Genomic DNA, 17465 nt, shown 5'->3' with positions numbered 1-17465 from the left:
GGTTAGCTCCCGCTGCGCCTCCGCGGCCGCGCCGAGTGCGTCGCCGACGGAGCCGAAGACCACGAAGAAGCTGTCACCCTCGGTGCCCATCTCGCGTCCGCGCCACCGCGCGAAGGCGGCGCGCTGGAGCTGCCGCTGGGCGGAGAGGACGTCGGCGTACTGCGCGCCGAGCGCGCGCAGGGCGCCGGTGGAGCCCTCGATGTCGCTGAACAGCAGCGTGAGGGTTCCGGCCGGGACGGCGGGGTCCACGGGCGAAAGCTAGAGCAGGGATCGTTCGGACGGTGCCTCAGGCGTCGTGGAGTGCGGCCCAGAACGCCCGCCGGACGCCGTCGGCTCCCCACGCGTTCGGCTCGATGACGTTGCAGAACCACAGGTCCCGCGCGGCGGGTCTCGGTTCCCGCCGACCGGGGTCGCCTGCGTGCAGACCGTGGCCGAGGAACTCGCCGTGGATGTCGGCGACGGCGGCGCCGTGCGCGCGGGCGACCGAGCGGAGGGACTCGTTGAGCTCGGCGATGCGCCTGACGGCGTCCGCCCACGGCGGGAGGCCCAGCCGGGCGGCGTCCCCCGTGCCGTCGCTGGGGTCGTAGACGGTGCCGACGACCACCCGTCCGGACGGCGCCAGGTGATCGGCGACGACACGCAGTGCCTGCGCGACCGCATCGGCAACCCGGCAGATGACAGCCCGTGCCGCTCCGGAGTCGCCGTAACTGCCCAGCAGGTCGTTCCCCCCGATGGTCAGCGTGACCACCGACGGGTGGAGCTCGAGCGCCCGCAGGCGGGGCAGCTGACGGGCCAGCAGCGTGCGCGTGGTCGCTCCGTCGGTAGCCAGGAGGGAGAACCGCGTGCCCGGTTCGACGGCCAGGAGGTCGCGCCCCCGCCAGTCCGGGAAGTCGTCGTCCCGGTTGGCGAACAGCAGGCTGGCCCCACCGCGGCCCGGACCTCCCGAGTAGTCGTCGACCGAGATGGAGTCGCCCAGAGCGACGTAGTGGGCGGCCCCGGCCATGCGATCAACCTGCGGTGGGGTTCGGCGTGGCGCCCGTCGCCGGCCACGATGCACGGGTGGTGCTCGCCCCCGGTGCCCGCCGGTTCCTCTGTGGCGCCCTCGCCCTCCCATGCGCAGTGGCGGTGGCGTCGTTCGGCGAGCTGTCCGGCGGAGCGCTGCTGGTGGTCGCAGCCACCGGCCTCCTCGTGGCCGGGACGGGCGTGGCCGCGCGGGCGGGCGAGGTGGCGCCGGCGGTCGGCCGGCGTGGTCTGCCCTGGGCGGCCTGGCTCGTCGCCGCGGCCGGGTGGGAGCTGGTCACCCTGCTGCACGACGACCTGCCGTCGGTCAGCGACCTCGCCGACCCCCTGCTTTCCCACCCCGCCGCTCGGGCCACGGCCACGGTGCTCTGGCTGGCGGCGGGAGCCTGGTTGGTCACCCGCCCTCGAGGACCGGTGACACCGTGAGCGCCACGAGGGTCAGCTCCGTCGTCCTGCTGGTCCTCCTCGTGGCCGCGCTGGCCCTCGAGCTGACGGCCCGACGGGGCCGGCACGTGGCGACCGCCGGGGAGACGCTCGGTGCCGTCATGCGCAGCGGCCCGGGGCGCGTGGCCGTCCTGCTGACGTGGGTGTGGCTCGGCGTCCACTTCCTCGCCCGGTAGGTCACTTCCGCAGCCGCTCGACCAGACCCGGGACCAGCTCGGCGCCGGCCGTGCCGGCGGCCGCCGAGCCCAGGACGACCAGCCAGGCGATCGGGTCGAGCGGCGTGCAGCCGAAGAACCGGCTGATCCCCGGCGTCTGCACCACGGCGGCGAGAGCGACCAGCGAACCGGCGACGGTCACCAGTACCAGCGGGCTGCGCCGGCCGCCCAGGCGGTCTGCCCGAGCTGGGTGGTGATCAGCGCGGCCAGCCCCATGGTGCCTGCGCGCCCGCGGAACCCGGTGAGCCGGCCGACCGCCCAGGCGCCGGTCGCACCGGCGGTGGTCGCGGCACCGCGCACCAGCACCATGCGGCGCACCTCCCGGGCGAACCCGCGCTGCGGTCCGCCCAGCAGGACGGCCTCCAGCGCATGGCCGGCGAGGGGGCCGCCCGAGTGCTCCGCGGCAGCAGCTCGCGGTGTCGAGACGGCCACGGCCAGCGCGGGAAACATGTCGGTCAGCAGGTTGACCAGTAACAACTGACGCGTGCCCAGCGGTGCCCGGCCACCGAACGCAGTGCCGAGCACGGTGAAGGCCACCTCGCCGGCGTTGCCGCCGACCAGCACCGACACCGCGTCCCGTACCCGCGCCCACATGGCCCGGCCCTCGGCGACCGCGTCGACCAGCCGGGTCAGGTCGACATCGGTGAGCACCAGGTCGGCCGCCGTCCGGGCGGCCGGCGACTCGGCGCCGGCGACGCCGACCCCCACGTCGGCCAACCGGATGGCGGCCGCGTCGTTCACACCGTCGCCGGTCATGGCCAGCGTCGCCCCGGCGCGGCGCAGCGCCGCGACCAGCGACACCTTCTGCTCCGGCGACAGCCGCGCGAACACCGCCGCCTCCTGCACCAGCCGCTGGCGCTCCTTGTCCGACGCACGGGCCAGCTGTGCGCCGGTGACCACCCGGTCGGCACCCGGCACCCCCGCCTTCGCCGCGATGGCGCTGGCCGTCTCGGGGTGGTCGCCGGTCGCGATCAGCACCCGGATGCCGGCCGCGACCAGCTGCTCGACGGCGGCGGCCGACGACTCCCGCACCGTGTCGGCGAGCGCCACCAGGCCGCGCAGCGTGAGGCCCTGCGCTGCCTCCTCGAGGTCGTCGGGGCAGCCGTCGACCGCGCGGTCGGCGACGGCGAGCACCCGCAGCCCCTCGCCCGCCAGCTCCTGCACGCGCGCCCGGACGTCGCCGGCGTCCCCGCAGCGCCGCAGCACCACCTCGGGCGCACCCTTGACCACCAGCCGGCCGTTCCGCACCGCGGCGGAGAAGCCGCGCTCGGCGGCGAAGGGCAGCCCGCCTGCCGGGTCCTCCCCGGCGGCGACTCCGCGTTCGGTCGCCGCCTCGACGACGGCGCGGTCGGTCTCGTGCGCGTCCTCCTCGCCCGAAGCGGTGGCGGACGCGGTGAGGCGGAGCAGCTCGTCCTCGCCGAGCGAGTCGTCGATCGGTACCAGCCTGGCCACGCGCAGCCGGTTCTCGGTGAGCGTCCCCGTCTTGTCGAAGCACACGGTGTCGACGCGCCCCAGGGCCTCCAGCACCCGCGCGCGCCGGACGACGGCGCCCCGGCGCGACAGCCGGCGGGCCGCGGACTGCTGCGCCACCGTGGCCACCAGCGGCAGACCCTCCGGCACTGCGGCGACGGCGACCGCCAGGCCGGACCGGACCGCCTCGCGCAGCGGGCGGCCCCAGAGGACGCCGAGCGCGGTGACGGCACCGCCGCCGGCGAGGGTGAGCGGCAGCACGGAGCTGGTCAGCTCGCCGAGCCGCGCCTGCACGCCGGCCGGCGGGGCCGCTCCTCCCGCGGCTCGGGTGGCGCGACCGGCCTGGGTCGCGCTGCCGACCGCGACGACGACGGCCCGCCCCCGGCCGGCCACGACGGTGGTGCCGTCGAAGAGCATGCAGGTGCGGTCGGCGACGTCCGCGCCCGGAGTCGCCGGCACCGACTTGGCCACCGACAGCGATTCGCCGGTCAGGTTCGACTCGTCGACCTCGAGGTCCACGGCCTCCAGGAGCCGGGCATCGGCGGCCAGCACGTCCCCCGACTCGACGAGGAGCACGTCGCCGACCCGCAGGTCGGCGCCGCACACGTCCTCGCGCCCGCCCCGCGTCGCCCGGTGCACGGTGACGTCCTGCTCGAGCAGCAGCGACTCCAGCGCCGTCTCCGCGCGCAGCCGCTGGACTCCGCTGAGCAGGGCGTTCGCGACGGTGACGCTGCCGACGAGGATCGCGTCGGTGGACTCGCCCAGCATCGCGGTGGCCGCGGCGCCGGTGGCGAGCACCGGGGTGAGCGGGTCCGACAGCTCGGCGCCGACCGTGCGCGCGAACCGCACCGGCCAGCGGACGACGGGATGGCCGGCGGCCCGCCGGAACGGCGCGAGCACGCCGGTGGTCGCCGGCTCCGGCTCCTCGGGCAGCTCGGCCAACCGGCGCTGCACGTCCTCGGGGTCGAGCGCGTGCCACGGCGTGTGCACCGACGGCGGCGGCGCAGGCCGGCCGGCGGCGCGGACGGCGGACACGGTGCCCGCCGCCATCGTCCAGACGGTCGCCGTCTTCCCGGGCGCCGTCGCCTTGCGCTGGCCGTACGCGGCGCTGCCGACGGCGGCGAGCAGGCCACCCAGCACGTTGGCGGTCAGCGCCGTCTCCACCGACCGGCGGCTGACCGCCCGCGCGGCCTTGGTGGCAGCGACGATCCGGCAGGCGTCGGCCAGTCCGGGCCCGGTGACCAGGTCCGCTCCCCACGCGGGGGCCCGGCCGGGCAGCACCGGTGCGACCGCGACGTCGGAGGCGATCAGGGCCGGCCCGTCGACGGCGGAGACGAGCAGCACGCCGTGCCCGTCGGCCTGCAGCCGCCGCACCGTGTCCAGCAGCGGCTCGTCGTCGGGCGCGACCTCGTCGGCGGCCTGCGAGATCTCCCGGGTGCCGACGGAGGCGGTGAGGACCAGGCGGTGCCCGGCCTCCGCGGCCGCGGTGAGCAGCGCCTCGGCGTGCGGGTCCAGTTCGGCGGCGACGGTCACCACGCCCACCCGCCGGCGCCCTTCGAGGACCGTGCGCAGCTCGCCGCCGGGCACGTCGGGCGAGGTCCGCGCGGGCCCGAGCCGGCGTCTGGGCCCGCCGTCGGGCGGGCCGTCGTCGCCGTCCTCCGTGTCGAGCAGGCGCGTTGCCGTCGTCCAGACGTCGGCGACGTCCCAGCCGTCGGCGTCCGCGGTCGCGTCGATGACCGTCGGCGGGCCGGTGCCCAGCGCGGCGCTGTCCACGACGACGGTGTCGATGCGGTCCAGCCGCCGGAAGGCCGAGCCGTCCATGGGCAGGACGCCCTGCCGGCACAGGAGCAGTCCCAGCGAGGCGGCGAAGGCCTCGCGGCCCTGGTAGGCCGCCTTGGGGGTGAGCGCCTTGAGCATGTCGGCCGAGCGGCCCGGTCGTCGGGTGAGCGGTAGCAGGGTGAGCGCGGCGGCGAGCTCCGTCGGGCCCAGCCTCGAGCGGTAGGTCTCGATCGGCCCGGCGGGCAGCGCCTGCGGGCGCGCACCGGGCGGGGGAAGCGGCTCGGTGGCGTCGTCCTCGGGCTCGGGCCGGCAGAGCTCGTCCTCGCGGCGCTGCCACACCTGACGACGGGCCCGTGCCTCGAACGCCTGCTGCAGCGCCGTGGCGGCGTTGAGCGCGGGCACCGTCGGGCTCTGGGTGAGCGCGTGCAGCAGCGCACTGGTGCCGGAGAAGGCGAGGTCGGTGCCGATCGGCCCGATCCGCGACTCGAGGGCGTCCTTGATCCACTGCTGGGAGTCCAGCAGCGCGATGGCGAGCGTGATGTGGCGGGTGAGCGCCGGCACGGGCAGCACCTTGGCGACCGCCGCGACGGCGACCGCCGCGGTGTCGACCGCCGCGGTCGCGAGAGCGGCGAGGAGCGGTTCGAGGTCGGCGGGGTGGTCCTCGCGCTGCGGGAAGACCTGCCGGCCACCGCGGGCCTGCTCGACGGCCGTGACCACACCGACGACGTCCTCGACGCTGACGCGGCGGTCGTCGACCGCGACCAGGACCCGCCCGACGACGTCGTTCACCGTCGCCCACTGCACGCCCTCGAGCCGCTCGAGGTGCCGGCGCAGGGCCCGACGGACCTCCGGTCGGTCCTCCGCGGGCGGGGCGGCGATCTCGACCTGCACGTGTCCCCTGTCGCGGAACACGCGGCGGGTGGTCCTGGCCAGCGGCGGTTCGAGCATGCCGCGCGCCACGTCGACCAGGCCGCGGACGTGCCCGTCGGGAAAGGGATCCGCGCCGGTGACCACGGTGCCGACCGCACGGGACCCCTCGAGGGCCACCTTCGTCGCGACGTCCTTCGCGACGCCCGCGGCGGACCGGACGGTCCGAGCGGTGAAGCGCGTCGACTCCTCGAGCAGCCCCGCGGTCAGGACAGCCGGGCCGAGAGCCAGCGACGCGCCGGTCGCGGTGAGACGGGCGGCCGTCCCGACCGCGTCCCGAGCGCGCTCGATGCGGCGGAGCAGACCCATCGGCGTCCCCTGTACGACGGTTGCCGAGCACGCTACGCCGCCGGCACGAAAGCGGCCCGACATCCGGCTTGGCACCGCGTCCGAGTGGGCACTAGAGCCGCCATGGCCCAGACCCGGGCGGACGGCACTCCGACGGCGGACGAGCCGGGGGGCGGCACGCCCGCGGAGGACGCGACGTCGCCGGGGAGCATCACGGCGAGGGGCTGGGGCCGGATAGTCCGCCGGGTCCTGCGGCGGGCGCTCGACGAGCGGCTGATGCTCTACAGCGCCGGCATCTCCTTCTTCGCCCTGCTGTCGATCGCGCCGGTGCTGGTCACGGCGGTGTCGGTCTACGCCGCGATCAACACCCCGCAGGAGGCGCTGGCACAGCTCTCGGACGTCGTGCGGATGCTGCCGGAGGAGCTGCGGCCGCTGGTCGAGGACCAGCTCACCACGATCACGACCGCCTCGGGCCAAGTGCTCACCGTCCGCGGGATCACCGGTCTGGTCGTCGCCCTGTGGACGGCGACCACCGCGGCCACGTACCTGATCGACGCCCTGACGCTGGCCTACCACGAGACGGAGACCCGGCGCTTCCTCCGGCGCATGGGCCTCGGTGCCCTCTTCGTGCTGGGCGGCGCGCTGCTGGTCGGCGCCGTCCTCGCCGCCGCCGACCTCGTCTCCGAGTGGGTGGACGCCGCACCCGGGCCGGTCCGCGCCGCGGCGCCCGTGCTCACCTGGCTGGTCCTCGGCACGGTGATGGCCGGGGCCCTCGACGTCCTGTACCGCTTCGCCCCCGACCGCGCCCAAGCGCGCTGGCGGTGGATCACGCCGGGCGGGGTCGTGGCCACGCTGCTGTGGCTGGGCACGTCGGCGGCGCTGTTCGCCTACGTGCAGACGCTGGGCAGCTACGAGACGACGTACGGATCGCTGGCCGGGGTGGCGATCAGCATGTTCTGGCTCTGGCTCACCGTGTTCCAGGTGCTCCTCGGTGCGGCGGTGAACGCCGAGACCGAGCGCCAGACGGTCCGGGACTCCACCGTGGGGCCGGAGCGCCCCCGGGGCGAGCGGGGAGCGGTGGTGGCCGACAGCGCCCCGCCCTATCCCGGCGACCCGTCCTGATCTTCCCCAGGCCCCGCCGGTGCGGCAGGGTGTCGCCGTGGCGGTCGACGGAGATCCCCCGGTCCTCGTGGTCGGCGCCGGGCCTGCGGGCCTGGCGGTCGCCGCGTCGCTGCGCCGGCGCGGCGTGGAGGCGCTGCTGGTCGACCGCGGGACGGCAGTCGGCGACTCCTGGCGCGGTCGCTACGACCGGCTGCACCTGCACACTCCGCGGGTCCAGTCGGCGCTGCCCGGCCTGCGCATCCCCCGCAGTGCCGGCCGCTGGGTGGCCCGCGACGACATGGTGCGTTACCTCGCCGACTACGCCAGGCACCACGGCCTGCGGCCCCGGTTCGGCACCGAGGTGCGACGACTGGAGCGGGACGGCGACGGATGGGCGGCGGACACCGGCGGCACGCCGATCCGCGCGCGCCACGTCGTGCTGGCCTCCGGCTACAACGCCGAGCCGGTCGTGCCCGCCTGGCCGGGCGTGGACTCGTTCGCCGGAAAGCTGCTGCACGCGTCGGAGTACGCCAACGCGGCGCCGTTCGCCGGCGCGGACGTCCTCGTCGTCGGGGCAGGCAACACCGGCGCGGAGATCGCGGCCGACCTCGCCGAGGGCGGCGCCGGGCGGGTGCACCTGGCGGTGCGCACGCCGCCGAACGTCATCCCGCGCTCGATCGGGCCCGTGCCGACCACGCTGCTCGGCATCTCGCTCGACCACTCCCCCGCCTGGCTGGCCGACCCGGTCAACCGGCTGCTGCAGCGCCGCTTCGTGGGGGACCTGACGCAGTACGGGCTCCCGGCCCCCCGGAACGGGGTCGTCGCGCAGGCGCGCGCGACCGGCGTGACGCCCACCATCGACGTCGGCCTCATCGAGCAGCTGCGCGCCGGCCGGGTCACGCCGGTGGCCGCGGTCGAGTCCGTCGACCGCAGCGAGGTCGAGCTCGCCGACGGCACGCGGCTGAGGCCGGAGGTGATCATCGCGGCCACCGGCTACCGCCGCGGGCTCGAGCCGGTCGTCGGGCACCTCGGCGTCCTCGACGGGCGTGGCGCCCCCGTCGTGCACGGCGCCCGCACGCACCCGAGCGCGCCGGGTCTCCGGTTCGTCGGGCTGTCCAACCCGCTCAAGGGACTGCTCTTCCAGATCTCGCTGGACGCCCGGGCCGCCGCACGGGCGATCGCCCGCGAGCGTCAGCCCTCCCGGTAGAACGCCGCCAGCGCCGGGGCGAGCGCCGGCGGGGGCACCTGGTGAAAGCCGCCCTCGAGCCGCACGGCGCGGCCGTCCGGCACCGCCGCCGCGACCGCCTCCGACGTCCCGCCCATCCACGACATCGTCCCCGTGCTGGTCACGGCCAGGACCGGCACACGGATGCTCGCGAGCAGCTCGGCCGGGAACGAGTGGTCGTTCCCGCCCAGGACGTGGCCGTCGTGGACGAGCGTCGGCGCGAGGGCCGCCAGCTTCGGCCACATCGGGTCCTGCTTGAACTGCTCGACCAGGTGCGGCGGCAGGCCGACCACGCGGGTCTGGAAGTACTCGACGAGACCGTCCCGGTCGTCGGCCTCGACGTAGGAGGTGAGCGTCTCGATGTACCGGTCGGGCGCCGGTGGGGCGCCGTCGATCCGGTAGGGCACCTCGAGCACCGACGCGCGGGCCACGCCGACTCCGGCCGCCAGCGCGCGGAAGAGCAGCGCGCCGCCCGAGGAGACCCCGTGCGCGTAGACCGGGCCGCCCGGGTCGGCGGCGGCGATCACGGCGGCGAGGTCCTCGATCTCGCGTTCGACGGCGTACGGCTCGGTGTCGCCGCTGGCGCCGCGCCCGCGCCGGTCGTAGGAGACGGCGGTGAACCCCTCGGCGGCGAGCGCCTCGGCGAGGTCGGTCCAGGTGGCCCGCTCGTTGAACGCCCCGCCGACGACGACGACGAGCGGCCCCTCGCCCGTCACGTCGTACGCGATCGCCGTCCCGTCGGCCGACGTCGTCCGCTCCATCTCGTCTCCCGTCCTCCGTGCGGGTGACCCCGCGGACGACCCTGGGGCCGCCGACGAGCCGGATGACGGCTCGCTCGAGGCCGATCTATGGCGTGTCTCACGGAGCGGAGATACCTCACACCCCGCGAGCTGCATGTTCGGGCACTTCTCGGCCGACGATCAAGGTGCAGCGCCTCCGGCGCGATCCGTGATCAGCCAGAGAGGCGAACGTGACTTCCGAGCGCAGGCCGGTACCTGACAGCGCGAACCCCGACGTGGTCCTGGTCGGCGGCGGCATCATGAGCGCCACGCTGGCCCAGCTGATCGGCGTCGTCGCCCCGGACTGGGACGTCACCGTCTTCGAGTCCGCGCCGGACGTGGCCGGCGAGAGCTCGGACGCCTGGAACAACGCCGGCACCGGTCACGCGGCCCTGTGCGAGCTCAACTACACGCCCGCCGCGCACGACGGCCGGGTGGACCCGGGCAAGGCGCTCACCATCAACGAGCAGTTCCAGGTCTCGCGACAGTTCTGGGCGCACCTGGTGCGCGGCGGCATGACCGGCTCGCCGAAGGAGTTCATCACCCCGGTTCCGCACCTGGGGTTCGTCACCGGTGAGGACGGCCGCGCCTACATGCGCGCCCGCCACCGGGCACTGGCCGCCGAGCCGCTGTTCGCCGGCCTGGAGTACACCGAGGACCCGGCCGAGCTCGCCGAGTGGCTGCCGCTGATGATGACCGGCCGGGACCCGCGCCAGGTCGTCGCCGCCACCCGGTCGGCGGCCGGCACCGACGTCAATTTCGGCGCGCTCACCCGCCTGATGCTCGACGACGTCGCCGAGCGCGGCGTCACGCTGCACTGCAACCAGCGCGTGCAGGACCTCGCCCGCGAAGCCGACGGCCGCTGGGCGGTCACCGTCCGGGACACCGTCACCGGCGAGCTGCGCACCGTCCGCACCCGCTTCGTGTTCGTCGGCGCCGGCGGCGGCGCGCTGCCCCTGCTGCAGAGGGCCGGCATCCCCGAGATCCGCGGGTTCGGCGGCTTCCCGGTCAGCGGCCAGTTCCTGCGCGCCACCTCGCCCGAGCTGGTCGGCCGCCACCAGGCCAAGGTCTACGGCCAGGCCGCCGTCGGCGCGCCCCCGATGTCGGTGCCGCACCTGGACCTGCGGCTGATCGACGGCGACCACTCCCTGATGTTCGGGCCGTACGCGGGCTTCTCCCCGAAGTTCCTCAAGGCCGGCTCGATGTTCGACCTGCCGCGGAGCGTGAAGGTCAACAATCTGGGCTCGATGCTCGGCGTGGCCCGGACCGAGCTCGCCCTGACCCGGTACCTGATCGGTGAGCTGCTGCAGTCCCGGGCCGACCGGCACCGGACGCTCACCCACTTCGTGCCCGAGGCCGAGCAGCACGACTGGGAGCTGATCACCGCCGGGCAACGGGTGCAGGTCATCAAGCGCGACCCGGCGACCGGCCGCGGCGTCCTGCAGTTCGGCACCGAGCTGGTCGTCGGCGGCGACGGCACGATCGCCGGACTGCTGGGGGCCTCCCCCGGCGCCTCGACCGCCGTGTCGGCGATGCTCGGCCTGCTCGAGCAGTGCTTCCCGAACCGCATCCCGGCGTGGCGCCCGGCGCTGCAGGAGGCCATCCCGTCCTACGGACGGCGCCTCGCCGACGACCCGGCGCTGCTGGCCGAGGTCCGCGCCGACACGATGCAGGTGCTCGAGCTCAACGGCTGAGTCCCCGGGCCCGGCCCGCGGGGGTGCGATTGCTAGCTTCCGGGGCATGGCTGTCGACCCCCGCGGAGCAGACCTCAAGCGCTTCCTCCAGGAGGACCCGGGCGGCCCGGTCGTGATGCTCAACCTGCTGCGCTTCGCCGACGGCGGCCGTGAGTCGTACGCGCAGTACGCCCGGGCGCTCTCCGAGACGTTCCTCCCCCGGTACGGCGGCGAGGTGCTCTACGCCGGCGACGGCTCGACGGCGCTGGTGGCCGAGGACGGTCAGGCGTGGGACGCCGTGCTGCTGGTGCGCTACCCCTCGCGCGAGGCCTTCAGCGCGATGGTGGCCGACCCCGACTACCAGGAGGTCACCGGCCTGCGGACCGGCGCGCTGACCGAGGCCGTGCTGCAGGCGACCACCCCCTGGTAGCGCGCGCGGTGGCGGGTACCTCAGCGTCGTCCCGGATCGAGGAGGACCGATGGCTGCCCACGCCGGCGAGAAGGCACAGCAGACGGGCGACTTCTACTGCGCCCACTGCTCGGGGAAGGTCCACGTCACGCAGGGCGACACGATCCCGCTGTGCCCCAACGGGCACGAGACGTTCGAGACCCGGCGCAACGAGCCGGGCAACAAGACGTGACACCACCTTTTGCGGGCCCGCTCCCCGGACACCTGCCGGCCTTGGGGTTCAGCAGGCTCCTAGGCCGCCTCGGCGGCCATCCGCAGCGCCTCGGCGACCTCCGGCTCGGCGGCCCGCGCGCCGGCGCCCAGGAAGGCCTGCTGGATCACCTGGTCGAGCCGCTCGCTGGACATCATGTCGTCGCCCATGACGGCCTGCTCGGCCGGACCCGGCTGGAAGACCACGGTGCGGATCCCGGCGGCCTCCAGCGCCCGGACCTCGCGCTGCAGCAGGCGCGCCGAGTGCCGCCGGCTGGCCGCGTAGAAGTCGGGACGCAGCCCGGGCGGTCCGCTCATCGGCGAGACCACGATGGCGACGTCGAGCCCGGTGCCCCGCAGCAGGGCCGCGTTCGTCGGTGAGTGCGCGCCTCCGTCGATGTAGCTGCGCCCGCCGATCTGGACGGGGGCGAAGTACCCGGGGACGGCGCAGGACGCCGCCACCGCCAGGTGGGTCGGGGCGGTGGGCGACCCGGGCCGGCCGAAGACGACCCGGTGCCCGTCCCGCCGGCGGACGGCGCAGATCCACAGCGCCGACGCCGGCCAGCCCGGCTGCTCGACCTCGCGCAACGCGGCCAGCTGCTCGACGATGTCGTGCTGCCCCGGGGCCATCAGGGCCATCCCCGCGGCCAGTGGCCGGAACCGCCACGGATGGATCAGCGCCCGCCGGATCATGTGCCGGTTCGGCAGCTGCATCGGCCGCAGCGCCATGCGCAGCGGGTTCAGCGGCGCCAGCTGCGGCGGTGGTGTCTCGGCGATGCGCCGGAGCAGCGCACCGTCGTCGGACAGCGGCGCCTTCACCGTCCACGCCGCGAGGTCCTCGGCGCGGACACCGAGCCGCAGCAGCGTGCCGGTGATCGAGCCCGCCGACGTCCCGACGATCATGTCGGCGGTGCGTGGGTCGAACCCGAGGTCGTGCTCGAGGACCGCCAGCACGCCCGCGTGGTACGCCTGTCCGACGACTCCGCCGCCGCCCAGGACCAGGCCGACGCGCGTCATGCTGCGCTCCGGTGGGTCGCGTTCGTCTCCGTCGTCCTCGTGCTGGACATGCCGCCTCGTGATGCCGTGGCCCGGCACGGGGCGGTGCTCTCCACCCGTCCGGACGCCACGAGGGACCCTGCCCCGGGCGCACCGGAAGGAAACGACCCGGACGGGGGACAGGCGTCACATGCTGACGGCGACCGTGGCGGCGAGTTCCCGGCACGCCTCCAACTCGTCCCGGCCGGGCGCGCCGACGAGGCTGAGCGGCGCGGCCACCTGCTTCCAGCGAAGGGCTCCGGTGATCTTCTGGATCCCGTTCAGCGCCCCGGCGGTGTCGTCGTTGCCGTGCACGTAGACGCCGTAGGGCAGGCCGACCGTCGCATCGAGGCACGGGTATTAGACGGTGTCGAAGAAGTGCTTGAGCGCTCCGGACATGTAGCCGATGTTGGCCGGGGTGCCGAGCAGCACGCCGTCCGCGGCGAGCAGGTCCGCCGCCCCGGCCGAGAGGGCCGGCCGCACGTCGAGGTCGACGTCGTCCACCATCGCGACGCCCTCCCGCACCGCCTCGAGCAGCGCCTGCATGGCCGGCGAGGGCGTGTGGTGGACGACGAGGAGGCGCGGCACTCCGGCATCATCTCCTGGTGTCCGCGCCCGGCCCCCTCGCACCGACCGCACCCTTCTCCGTCAGGCGGCTCCGCGGCGCCCGGGTGGGCGTGGCCATCTGCTTCTTCCTGAACGCGGTCCTCTACTCGAACCTCGTGCCGCGGCTGCCGGAGATCAAGGCAGCCCTGGACCTGAGCAACTCCTCGCTCGGCGCGGCGATCGCCGCTATGCCGCTCGGTGCGCTGCTCGCCGCGCTGTGGTCGGCTCCGCTGATCCGGAGGTTCGGGTCGGCCCGGGTGGCCAGCACCGCGCTCGCTCTGCTCGGGGTGATCGTCTGGTTCGTCGCCGTGGCGCCCAACTGGGGATTCCTCGCCGCGGCCTTCCTCGTCGCCGGGGCGCTCGACGCGATCATCGACGTCGCCCAGAACGCGCACGGCCTGCGCGTCCAGCGCCTGTACAAGCGGTCGATCCTCAACGGCCTGCACGGCCTCTGGAGCATCGGCGCGGTCAGCGGCGGCCTGCTCGGCTCGGCCGCGGCCGGGCTGGCGATCCCGCTGTCCCTCCACATGGGCGCGTCCGCGATCGTCTTCGGCATCGTGGCCCTGCTGGTCTTCCGCATCCTGCTGCCCGGCCGGGACGACGACGAGCGGGAGCCCGAGCCCGTCGCCACCGCGGACGGCATTCCCGCGCCGGGACGGCGCACCGCCGTGCTGGCCCTCGCCGCGCTGGGCGCGCTGGGCGTGTGCGGTGCCTTCGTCGAGGACGCCGGCGCCTCGTGGAGCGCCCTCTACCTGCGCACCGAGCTCGCGGCCGGCGCGGCGACCGCGGGCCTCGGGTTCGTCGCCCTGCAGGGAGCGATGACGATCGGGCGGCTCACCGGCGACCGCATCGTCGACCGGTTCGGTCAGCGACTGGTCGCGCAGGTGGGCGGCGCCATGATCGCGGCCGGCATGGGCCTCGCCCTCGCCTGGCCGTCGGTGCTGACGACGCTGGTCGGGTTCGCGCTCGCCGGGCTGGGGGTCGCCACGTTGATCCCCGCCACGTACCACGCCGCGGACGAGCTGCCCGGGCTGCGGCGCGGCACCGGGCTGGCGGTCATCAACTGGCTGCTGCGGATCGGTTTCCTGGTCTCGCCTCTGCTGATCGGCGTCCTGGCCGACGCGACGAGCCTGCGCGTCGCGCTGGTGGTGGTCGTGGTCGCCGGACTGGGCGCCCTGACGTTCGGCCGGGTGCTCCGGCCGACGACCGCCAAGGCCTGACACGTCCCGTCATGACTCGCAGTTGTGCGATGACGGCGCCTCCCCCGGCGAGTTCCGTCGCCCGGACGACGACGTCGCGCGGTAGGCGTGCTCCGGGTCGTCGTCGAAGGCGGGGTGCCACCACATCGCCTCGACCAGCTGACCGACTTCCACCGGCGGCGGCATGGCCCGGATGCCGAGGTTGAGCGGGAGCACCTGACGAGCCGGCGCTGCATCAGTGGGATCCGCTCGCTGCCGGCGACCAGAACGAGCACGGTGCCGGCCACATCGGGACGCCGATGGCCGCCTCAGCCGCTCCTGCGTCAGGATCCGAACGTGGCGGAGACGCCCAGGGCCGTGCCGGCGACGGCGACGTCAGGAGGACCGCCCGCGGCGGCCTCGGTCGATCTCGGATGGCCGTGCCGGCGCCGCCGTCTGTCGACTACTTCGCCTTGACCGCCAGAACCGGGCACTCGGCCCTGAGCAGGATCTCCTGCGCGTTGCTGCCCATGAGCAATTTGCCGACCGGCGAACGGCGGCGCAGGCCGATGACGATCAGCGCGGCGCCGTCCTTCTCGGCGACGTCCATGAGGTCCTCGGCCGGGTCGTTGCCCCGGACGTAGTCGCGCACGGTCACCTCGAGGCCCTCGGCGCCCAGCCGCGCCTCCAGCTCCGCCAGCGCGTCGCGGGTCCTGACCACGGTGGCCGCGTCCTCGTCGCCGCCCCGCGACGAGTGCACGATCACCAGACGGCCCTTCCTCCGGCGGACTTCCTCGACGGCGGCCTCGACCGCAGCCTGTCCTTCCGCGGTGTCGATCCAGCCCACTACCACGCTGTCGCTCATGCGCTCAGCTTGCCATCCATGGTCATGGTTTGCCGGCCAGGGGTCACGGCGCTTCCACCGCACCGTCCGTCCCGACACGGAACAGCCGATCGACAAGGAGAACCTCCCGGTGTTCGTGAACTTCCCGGACGGGCCTACTCGTACGACCTCAGCGTGGTCGCGATGCTGAACTCCGGCGGACTGATCGACGAAGTCGACCGCGCATGCCGCCGCCTGCCGGAGGCGGCCGCCGCGGTCGAGGACGCCGGCACGCCGGTTCTCCTCCAGGCGCGGGCGGCCTCACCGACCAGCTCGTCGGTCAGGCCGAAGACGCCGGGGGCCCGGCACATCCGCACCGCCGGCCAGCTGTACTTGCGGGCGGCGACCACCGTGCCAGGCCGAGCGGATGCTCGCGCACCGCATCCCGAACCGGAACCCGACTACGAGCGGCTCGTCGTTCCGACCGCCCTCCTGGTCGGGTCACAACGACGCGAAGATGTCGTACGTCCTCCGGCCGAGCAGGAGCGCGTCGGCGTGCTCGTACGTGGCCATGACCTGCGTCCCCGCCACTTCGTCGAAGGGGCCCGCCAGCCCCGCCGGACGGGAACCCCCTCGTCCGGGTCCTCGTCGGGACCGCCGGGGGCCCGCCCGACGAGGTCGAGGGTGGAGAACGAATCGATGTGGATGAGAGCCATGTCGTGACCCCGATGGATCGGCCGTCGTGTCGGGAGGTGAACCACAGGAGCCTCGCGGACTCATCGACTCCGGCGGTGGATCGACTTGTAGGTCAGGTAGGCCGAGAGGCCCTCGACGCCGTACTCCACGCCCAGCCCGGAGTCGTGCCGCCACCGAACGGGGCGTTGTGGTTCGAGGCGAAGAAGTTGATGCCCACTGATCCGGTGTCCATCCGGTCGGCGACCGCGAGGGCAGCGTCCGGGTCGGAGCCGAACACGATGCCGCCCAGGCCGAGCCCGGTGCCGTTGGCGATCTCCACCGCCTCGTCCAGGGTCCGGTAGCGCAGGATCGTGATCACCGGGCCGAAGATCTCTTCGCGGGCGACCCGCATGTCCGGCGTCACGTCTGCGAGCACGGTCGGCTCGATGAACCAGCCCCGCTCGACGTCCGCAGGCCGCCCTCCGGTGGTCACCCGTGCCCCCTCGTCGCGGGCCGAGGCGAGGAAATCGAGGACGGTCTCGTACTGCCGGCGGGTCGCGAGCGGTCCGAACATCGTGGCCTCGTCGAACGGGTCGCCGAGCACGCCGTCGGCGACCGTGCGGGTGACCATGTCGACGACGTCGTCGTAGCGCTCGGCCGGAGCGAGGATGCGGGTGGAGATGTAACAGGTCTGCCCGGTGTTGCGCATGCACGACCGCAGCAGCACACCGGCCATCTCGTCGAGGTCCGCGTCGGGCAGCACGATCGCCGAGGACTTGCCGCCGAGCTCCAGCGTCACCGGCCGCAGCAGCTCTCCGCAGGCGGCAGCGATCCGTCGTCCCACCCCGGTCGAGCCGGTGAAGGCGACCTTGGCGGTGCGGGGATGGCGCACGAGGGACTCCCCGACGGCGCCGGCGCCGGTGACCAGGTTGACCACCCCGGCCGGCACGCCCAGGCGTGCGCCGCCTCGACGACGAACCGGATGGACAGCGGCGTGGTCTCCGCCGGCTTGAGCACCGTGGTGCACCCGGCCAGCAGGGCGGGCGCCAGCTTGACGACCATGAGGTTGATCGGGAAGTTCCACGGCGCGATGAGCACGCTGACGCCTACCGGGTCGCGGCGCACCACCGACTCGGCGCCACCGGCCGGGAACGGACGCACGTCCTCGGCCTCGAGCCACGCCGCCAGGCCGGCGACGTGCCGCAGGATGCCTGCCGCGTTCGCTGCCGCACCCCTCGTCTCGGCGACGGGGGACCCGTTCTCCCGGGTGTTGGTCTGCGCCATCACCTCGGCGCGGCGCTCGATCTCGTCGGCCATTCGGAGGAGGTACGCAGCCCGCTCGGAGGGCGAGAGCCGGGGCCACGGCCCGTGATGGAAGGCTCGGTCGGCGGCGGCCATGGCCGCCTCGACGTCCTCGGGGCCGGCATCGGGGACCGACGCCCACACCTCCTCGGTGGCCGGGTCGACGACGTCGATGCGCTCGCGGCTCACCGCCTGCCGCCACGCCCCCTCGATGTACAGGTCGTCGACGTCGGTGTACGGCAGGGCCAGCCCTTCGCGGCGGTCCAC

General features: G+C 74.7%; 18 protein-coding genes and 1 pseudogene. 8 read left to right on the top strand and 11 right to left on the bottom strand.

The genetic code is table 11. The features are described 5' to 3' along the window. Positions 1-286: 286 nt before the first annotated feature. Positions 287-1003 (bottom strand): SGNH/GDSL hydrolase family protein, encoded by a 717-nt coding sequence (locus MVA48_RS03035; protein ID WP_246985674.1) that lies wholly within the window; start codon positions 1001-1003, stop codon positions 287-289. Positions 1004-1059: 56 nt separating this feature from the next. Between MVA48_RS03035 and MVA48_RS03030 the strand changes: the two genes are divergently transcribed. Together MVA48_RS03030 and MVA48_RS03025 are read left to right on the top strand one after the other, a co-directional pair. After that, positions 1060-1446: a hypothetical protein gene (locus MVA48_RS03030; RefSeq protein ID WP_246985672.1), complete on the top strand. Its 387-nt coding sequence runs from the start codon at positions 1060-1062 to the stop codon at positions 1444-1446. Next, positions 1443-1640, top strand: coding sequence for a DUF6186 family protein (locus MVA48_RS03025; RefSeq protein ID WP_246985670.1), 198 nt, complete (start codon positions 1443-1445; stop codon positions 1638-1640). The genes MVA48_RS03030 and MVA48_RS03025 overlap by 4 nt, the downstream gene beginning before the upstream one ends. Position 1641: 1 nt before the next feature. Here the strand turns inward: MVA48_RS03025 and MVA48_RS03020 are convergent, their stop codons facing one another. Then, complete coding sequence (locus tag MVA48_RS03020) at positions 1642-1821, bottom strand: cation transporting ATPase C-terminal domain-containing protein (protein WP_246985668.1); 180 nt, start codon at positions 1819-1821, stop codon at positions 1642-1644. After that, the gene (locus tag MVA48_RS03015) at positions 1818-6164 is read right to left on the bottom strand and encodes an HAD-IC family P-type ATPase (protein WP_246985665.1); all 4347 of its coding nucleotides are present in this window, start codon (positions 6162-6164) and stop codon (positions 1818-1820) included. The genes MVA48_RS03020 and MVA48_RS03015 overlap by 4 nt, the downstream gene beginning before the upstream one ends. A gap of 102 nt (positions 6165-6266) precedes the next feature. On the opposite strand from MVA48_RS03015, the gene MVA48_RS03010 reads away from it, so the two are divergent. Both MVA48_RS03010 and MVA48_RS03005 read left to right on the top strand, forming a co-directional pair. Then, entirely contained in the window at positions 6267-7265 is a 999-nt protein-coding gene (locus tag MVA48_RS03010; RefSeq protein WP_246985663.1) for a YihY/virulence factor BrkB family protein, read from the top strand. Between the two features lie 37 nt (positions 7266-7302). After that, on the top strand, positions 7303-8451 hold the full coding sequence (locus MVA48_RS03005; protein WP_246985661.1) for a flavin-containing monooxygenase: 1149 nt from the start codon (positions 7303-7305) through the stop codon (positions 8449-8451). On the opposite strand, the gene MVA48_RS03000 is transcribed toward MVA48_RS03005, so the two are convergent. Next, complete coding sequence (locus tag MVA48_RS03000; RefSeq protein ID WP_246985659.1) at positions 8436-9230, bottom strand: alpha/beta fold hydrolase; 795 nt, start codon at positions 9228-9230, stop codon at positions 8436-8438. The two genes, MVA48_RS03005 and MVA48_RS03000, sit on opposite strands and share 16 nt — an antisense overlap. A 209-nt stretch (positions 9231-9439) precedes the next feature. Between MVA48_RS03000 and mqo the strand changes: the two genes are divergently transcribed. The 3 genes from mqo to MVA48_RS02985 are packed head-to-tail and all read left to right on the top strand — an operon-like array spanning position 9440 to position 11562. Then, positions 9440-10942: a malate dehydrogenase (quinone) gene (gene mqo, locus MVA48_RS02995; RefSeq protein WP_246985657.1), complete on the top strand. Its 1503-nt coding sequence runs from the start codon at positions 9440-9442 to the stop codon at positions 10940-10942. A 46-nt stretch (positions 10943-10988) separates the two neighbouring features. After that, positions 10989-11351, top strand: coding sequence for a DUF1330 domain-containing protein (locus MVA48_RS02990; RefSeq protein ID WP_246985655.1), 363 nt, complete (start codon positions 10989-10991; stop codon positions 11349-11351). Between the two features lie 49 nt (positions 11352-11400). Beyond that, the gene (locus MVA48_RS02985; RefSeq protein ID WP_246985652.1) at positions 11401-11562 is read left to right on the top strand and encodes a zinc ribbon-containing protein; all 162 of its coding nucleotides are present in this window, start codon (positions 11401-11403) and stop codon (positions 11560-11562) included. A gap of 59 nt (positions 11563-11621) precedes the next feature. Here the strand turns inward: MVA48_RS02985 and MVA48_RS02980 are convergent, their stop codons facing one another. The 3 genes from MVA48_RS02980 to MVA48_RS02970 form a co-directional block, all read right to left on the bottom strand. Continuing rightward, on the bottom strand, positions 11622-12596 hold the full coding sequence (locus MVA48_RS02980; RefSeq protein WP_246985650.1) for a patatin-like phospholipase family protein: 975 nt from the start codon (positions 12594-12596) through the stop codon (positions 11622-11624). Positions 12597-12761: 165 nt separating this feature from the next. Then, entirely contained in the window at positions 12762-12929 is a 168-nt protein-coding gene (locus MVA48_RS02975) for a hypothetical protein (protein WP_246985647.1), read from the bottom strand. Between the two features lie 45 nt (positions 12930-12974). Then, on the bottom strand, positions 12975-13202 hold the full coding sequence (locus MVA48_RS02970) for a hypothetical protein (protein ID WP_246985645.1): 228 nt from the start codon (positions 13200-13202) through the stop codon (positions 12975-12977). A gap of 17 nt (positions 13203-13219) precedes the next feature. Between MVA48_RS02970 and MVA48_RS02965 the strand changes: the two genes are divergently transcribed. After that, a complete protein-coding gene (locus tag MVA48_RS02965) occupies positions 13220-14440 on the top strand; it encodes an MFS transporter (RefSeq protein ID WP_246985643.1) in 1221 nt (406 codons plus the stop codon). Positions 14441-14449: 9 nt separating this feature from the next. On the opposite strand, the gene MVA48_RS02960 is transcribed toward MVA48_RS02965, so the two are convergent. The 4 genes and pseudogenes from MVA48_RS02960 to MVA48_RS02945 all read right to left on the bottom strand — a co-directional run bounded on the left by MVA48_RS02960 (position 14450) and on the right by MVA48_RS02945 (position 17342). After that, positions 14450-14635, bottom strand: a complete 186-nt coding sequence (locus MVA48_RS02960; protein ID WP_246985641.1) for a hypothetical protein — start codon at positions 14633-14635, stop codon at positions 14450-14452. A gap of 226 nt (positions 14636-14861) precedes the next feature. Further along, positions 14862-15263 carry a universal stress protein gene (locus MVA48_RS02955; RefSeq protein ID WP_246985639.1) on the bottom strand — a complete coding sequence of 134 codons (402 nt, stop codon included), beginning with the start codon at positions 15261-15263 and terminating at the stop codon, positions 14862-14864. 134 nt (positions 15264-15397) lie between these two features. Continuing rightward, positions 15398-15631 (bottom strand): hypothetical protein, encoded by a 234-nt coding sequence (locus tag MVA48_RS02950; RefSeq protein WP_246985637.1) that lies wholly within the window; start codon positions 15629-15631, stop codon positions 15398-15400. A 398-nt stretch (positions 15632-16029) separates the two neighbouring features. Further along, positions 16030-17342 (bottom strand): annotated as a pseudogene (locus MVA48_RS02945) (aldehyde dehydrogenase family protein). Positions 17343-17465: the final 123 nt, after the last annotated feature.

Origin of the sequence: Blastococcus sp. PRF04-17, from assembly GCF_023016265.1 — a bacterium.
Taxonomy (GTDB): Bacteria; Actinomycetota; Actinomycetes; order Mycobacteriales; family Geodermatophilaceae; genus Blastococcus_B.
The sequence above is the reverse complement of the archived record's forward strand: the minus strand, read 5'-3'. Positions and strand labels throughout refer to the sequence as shown.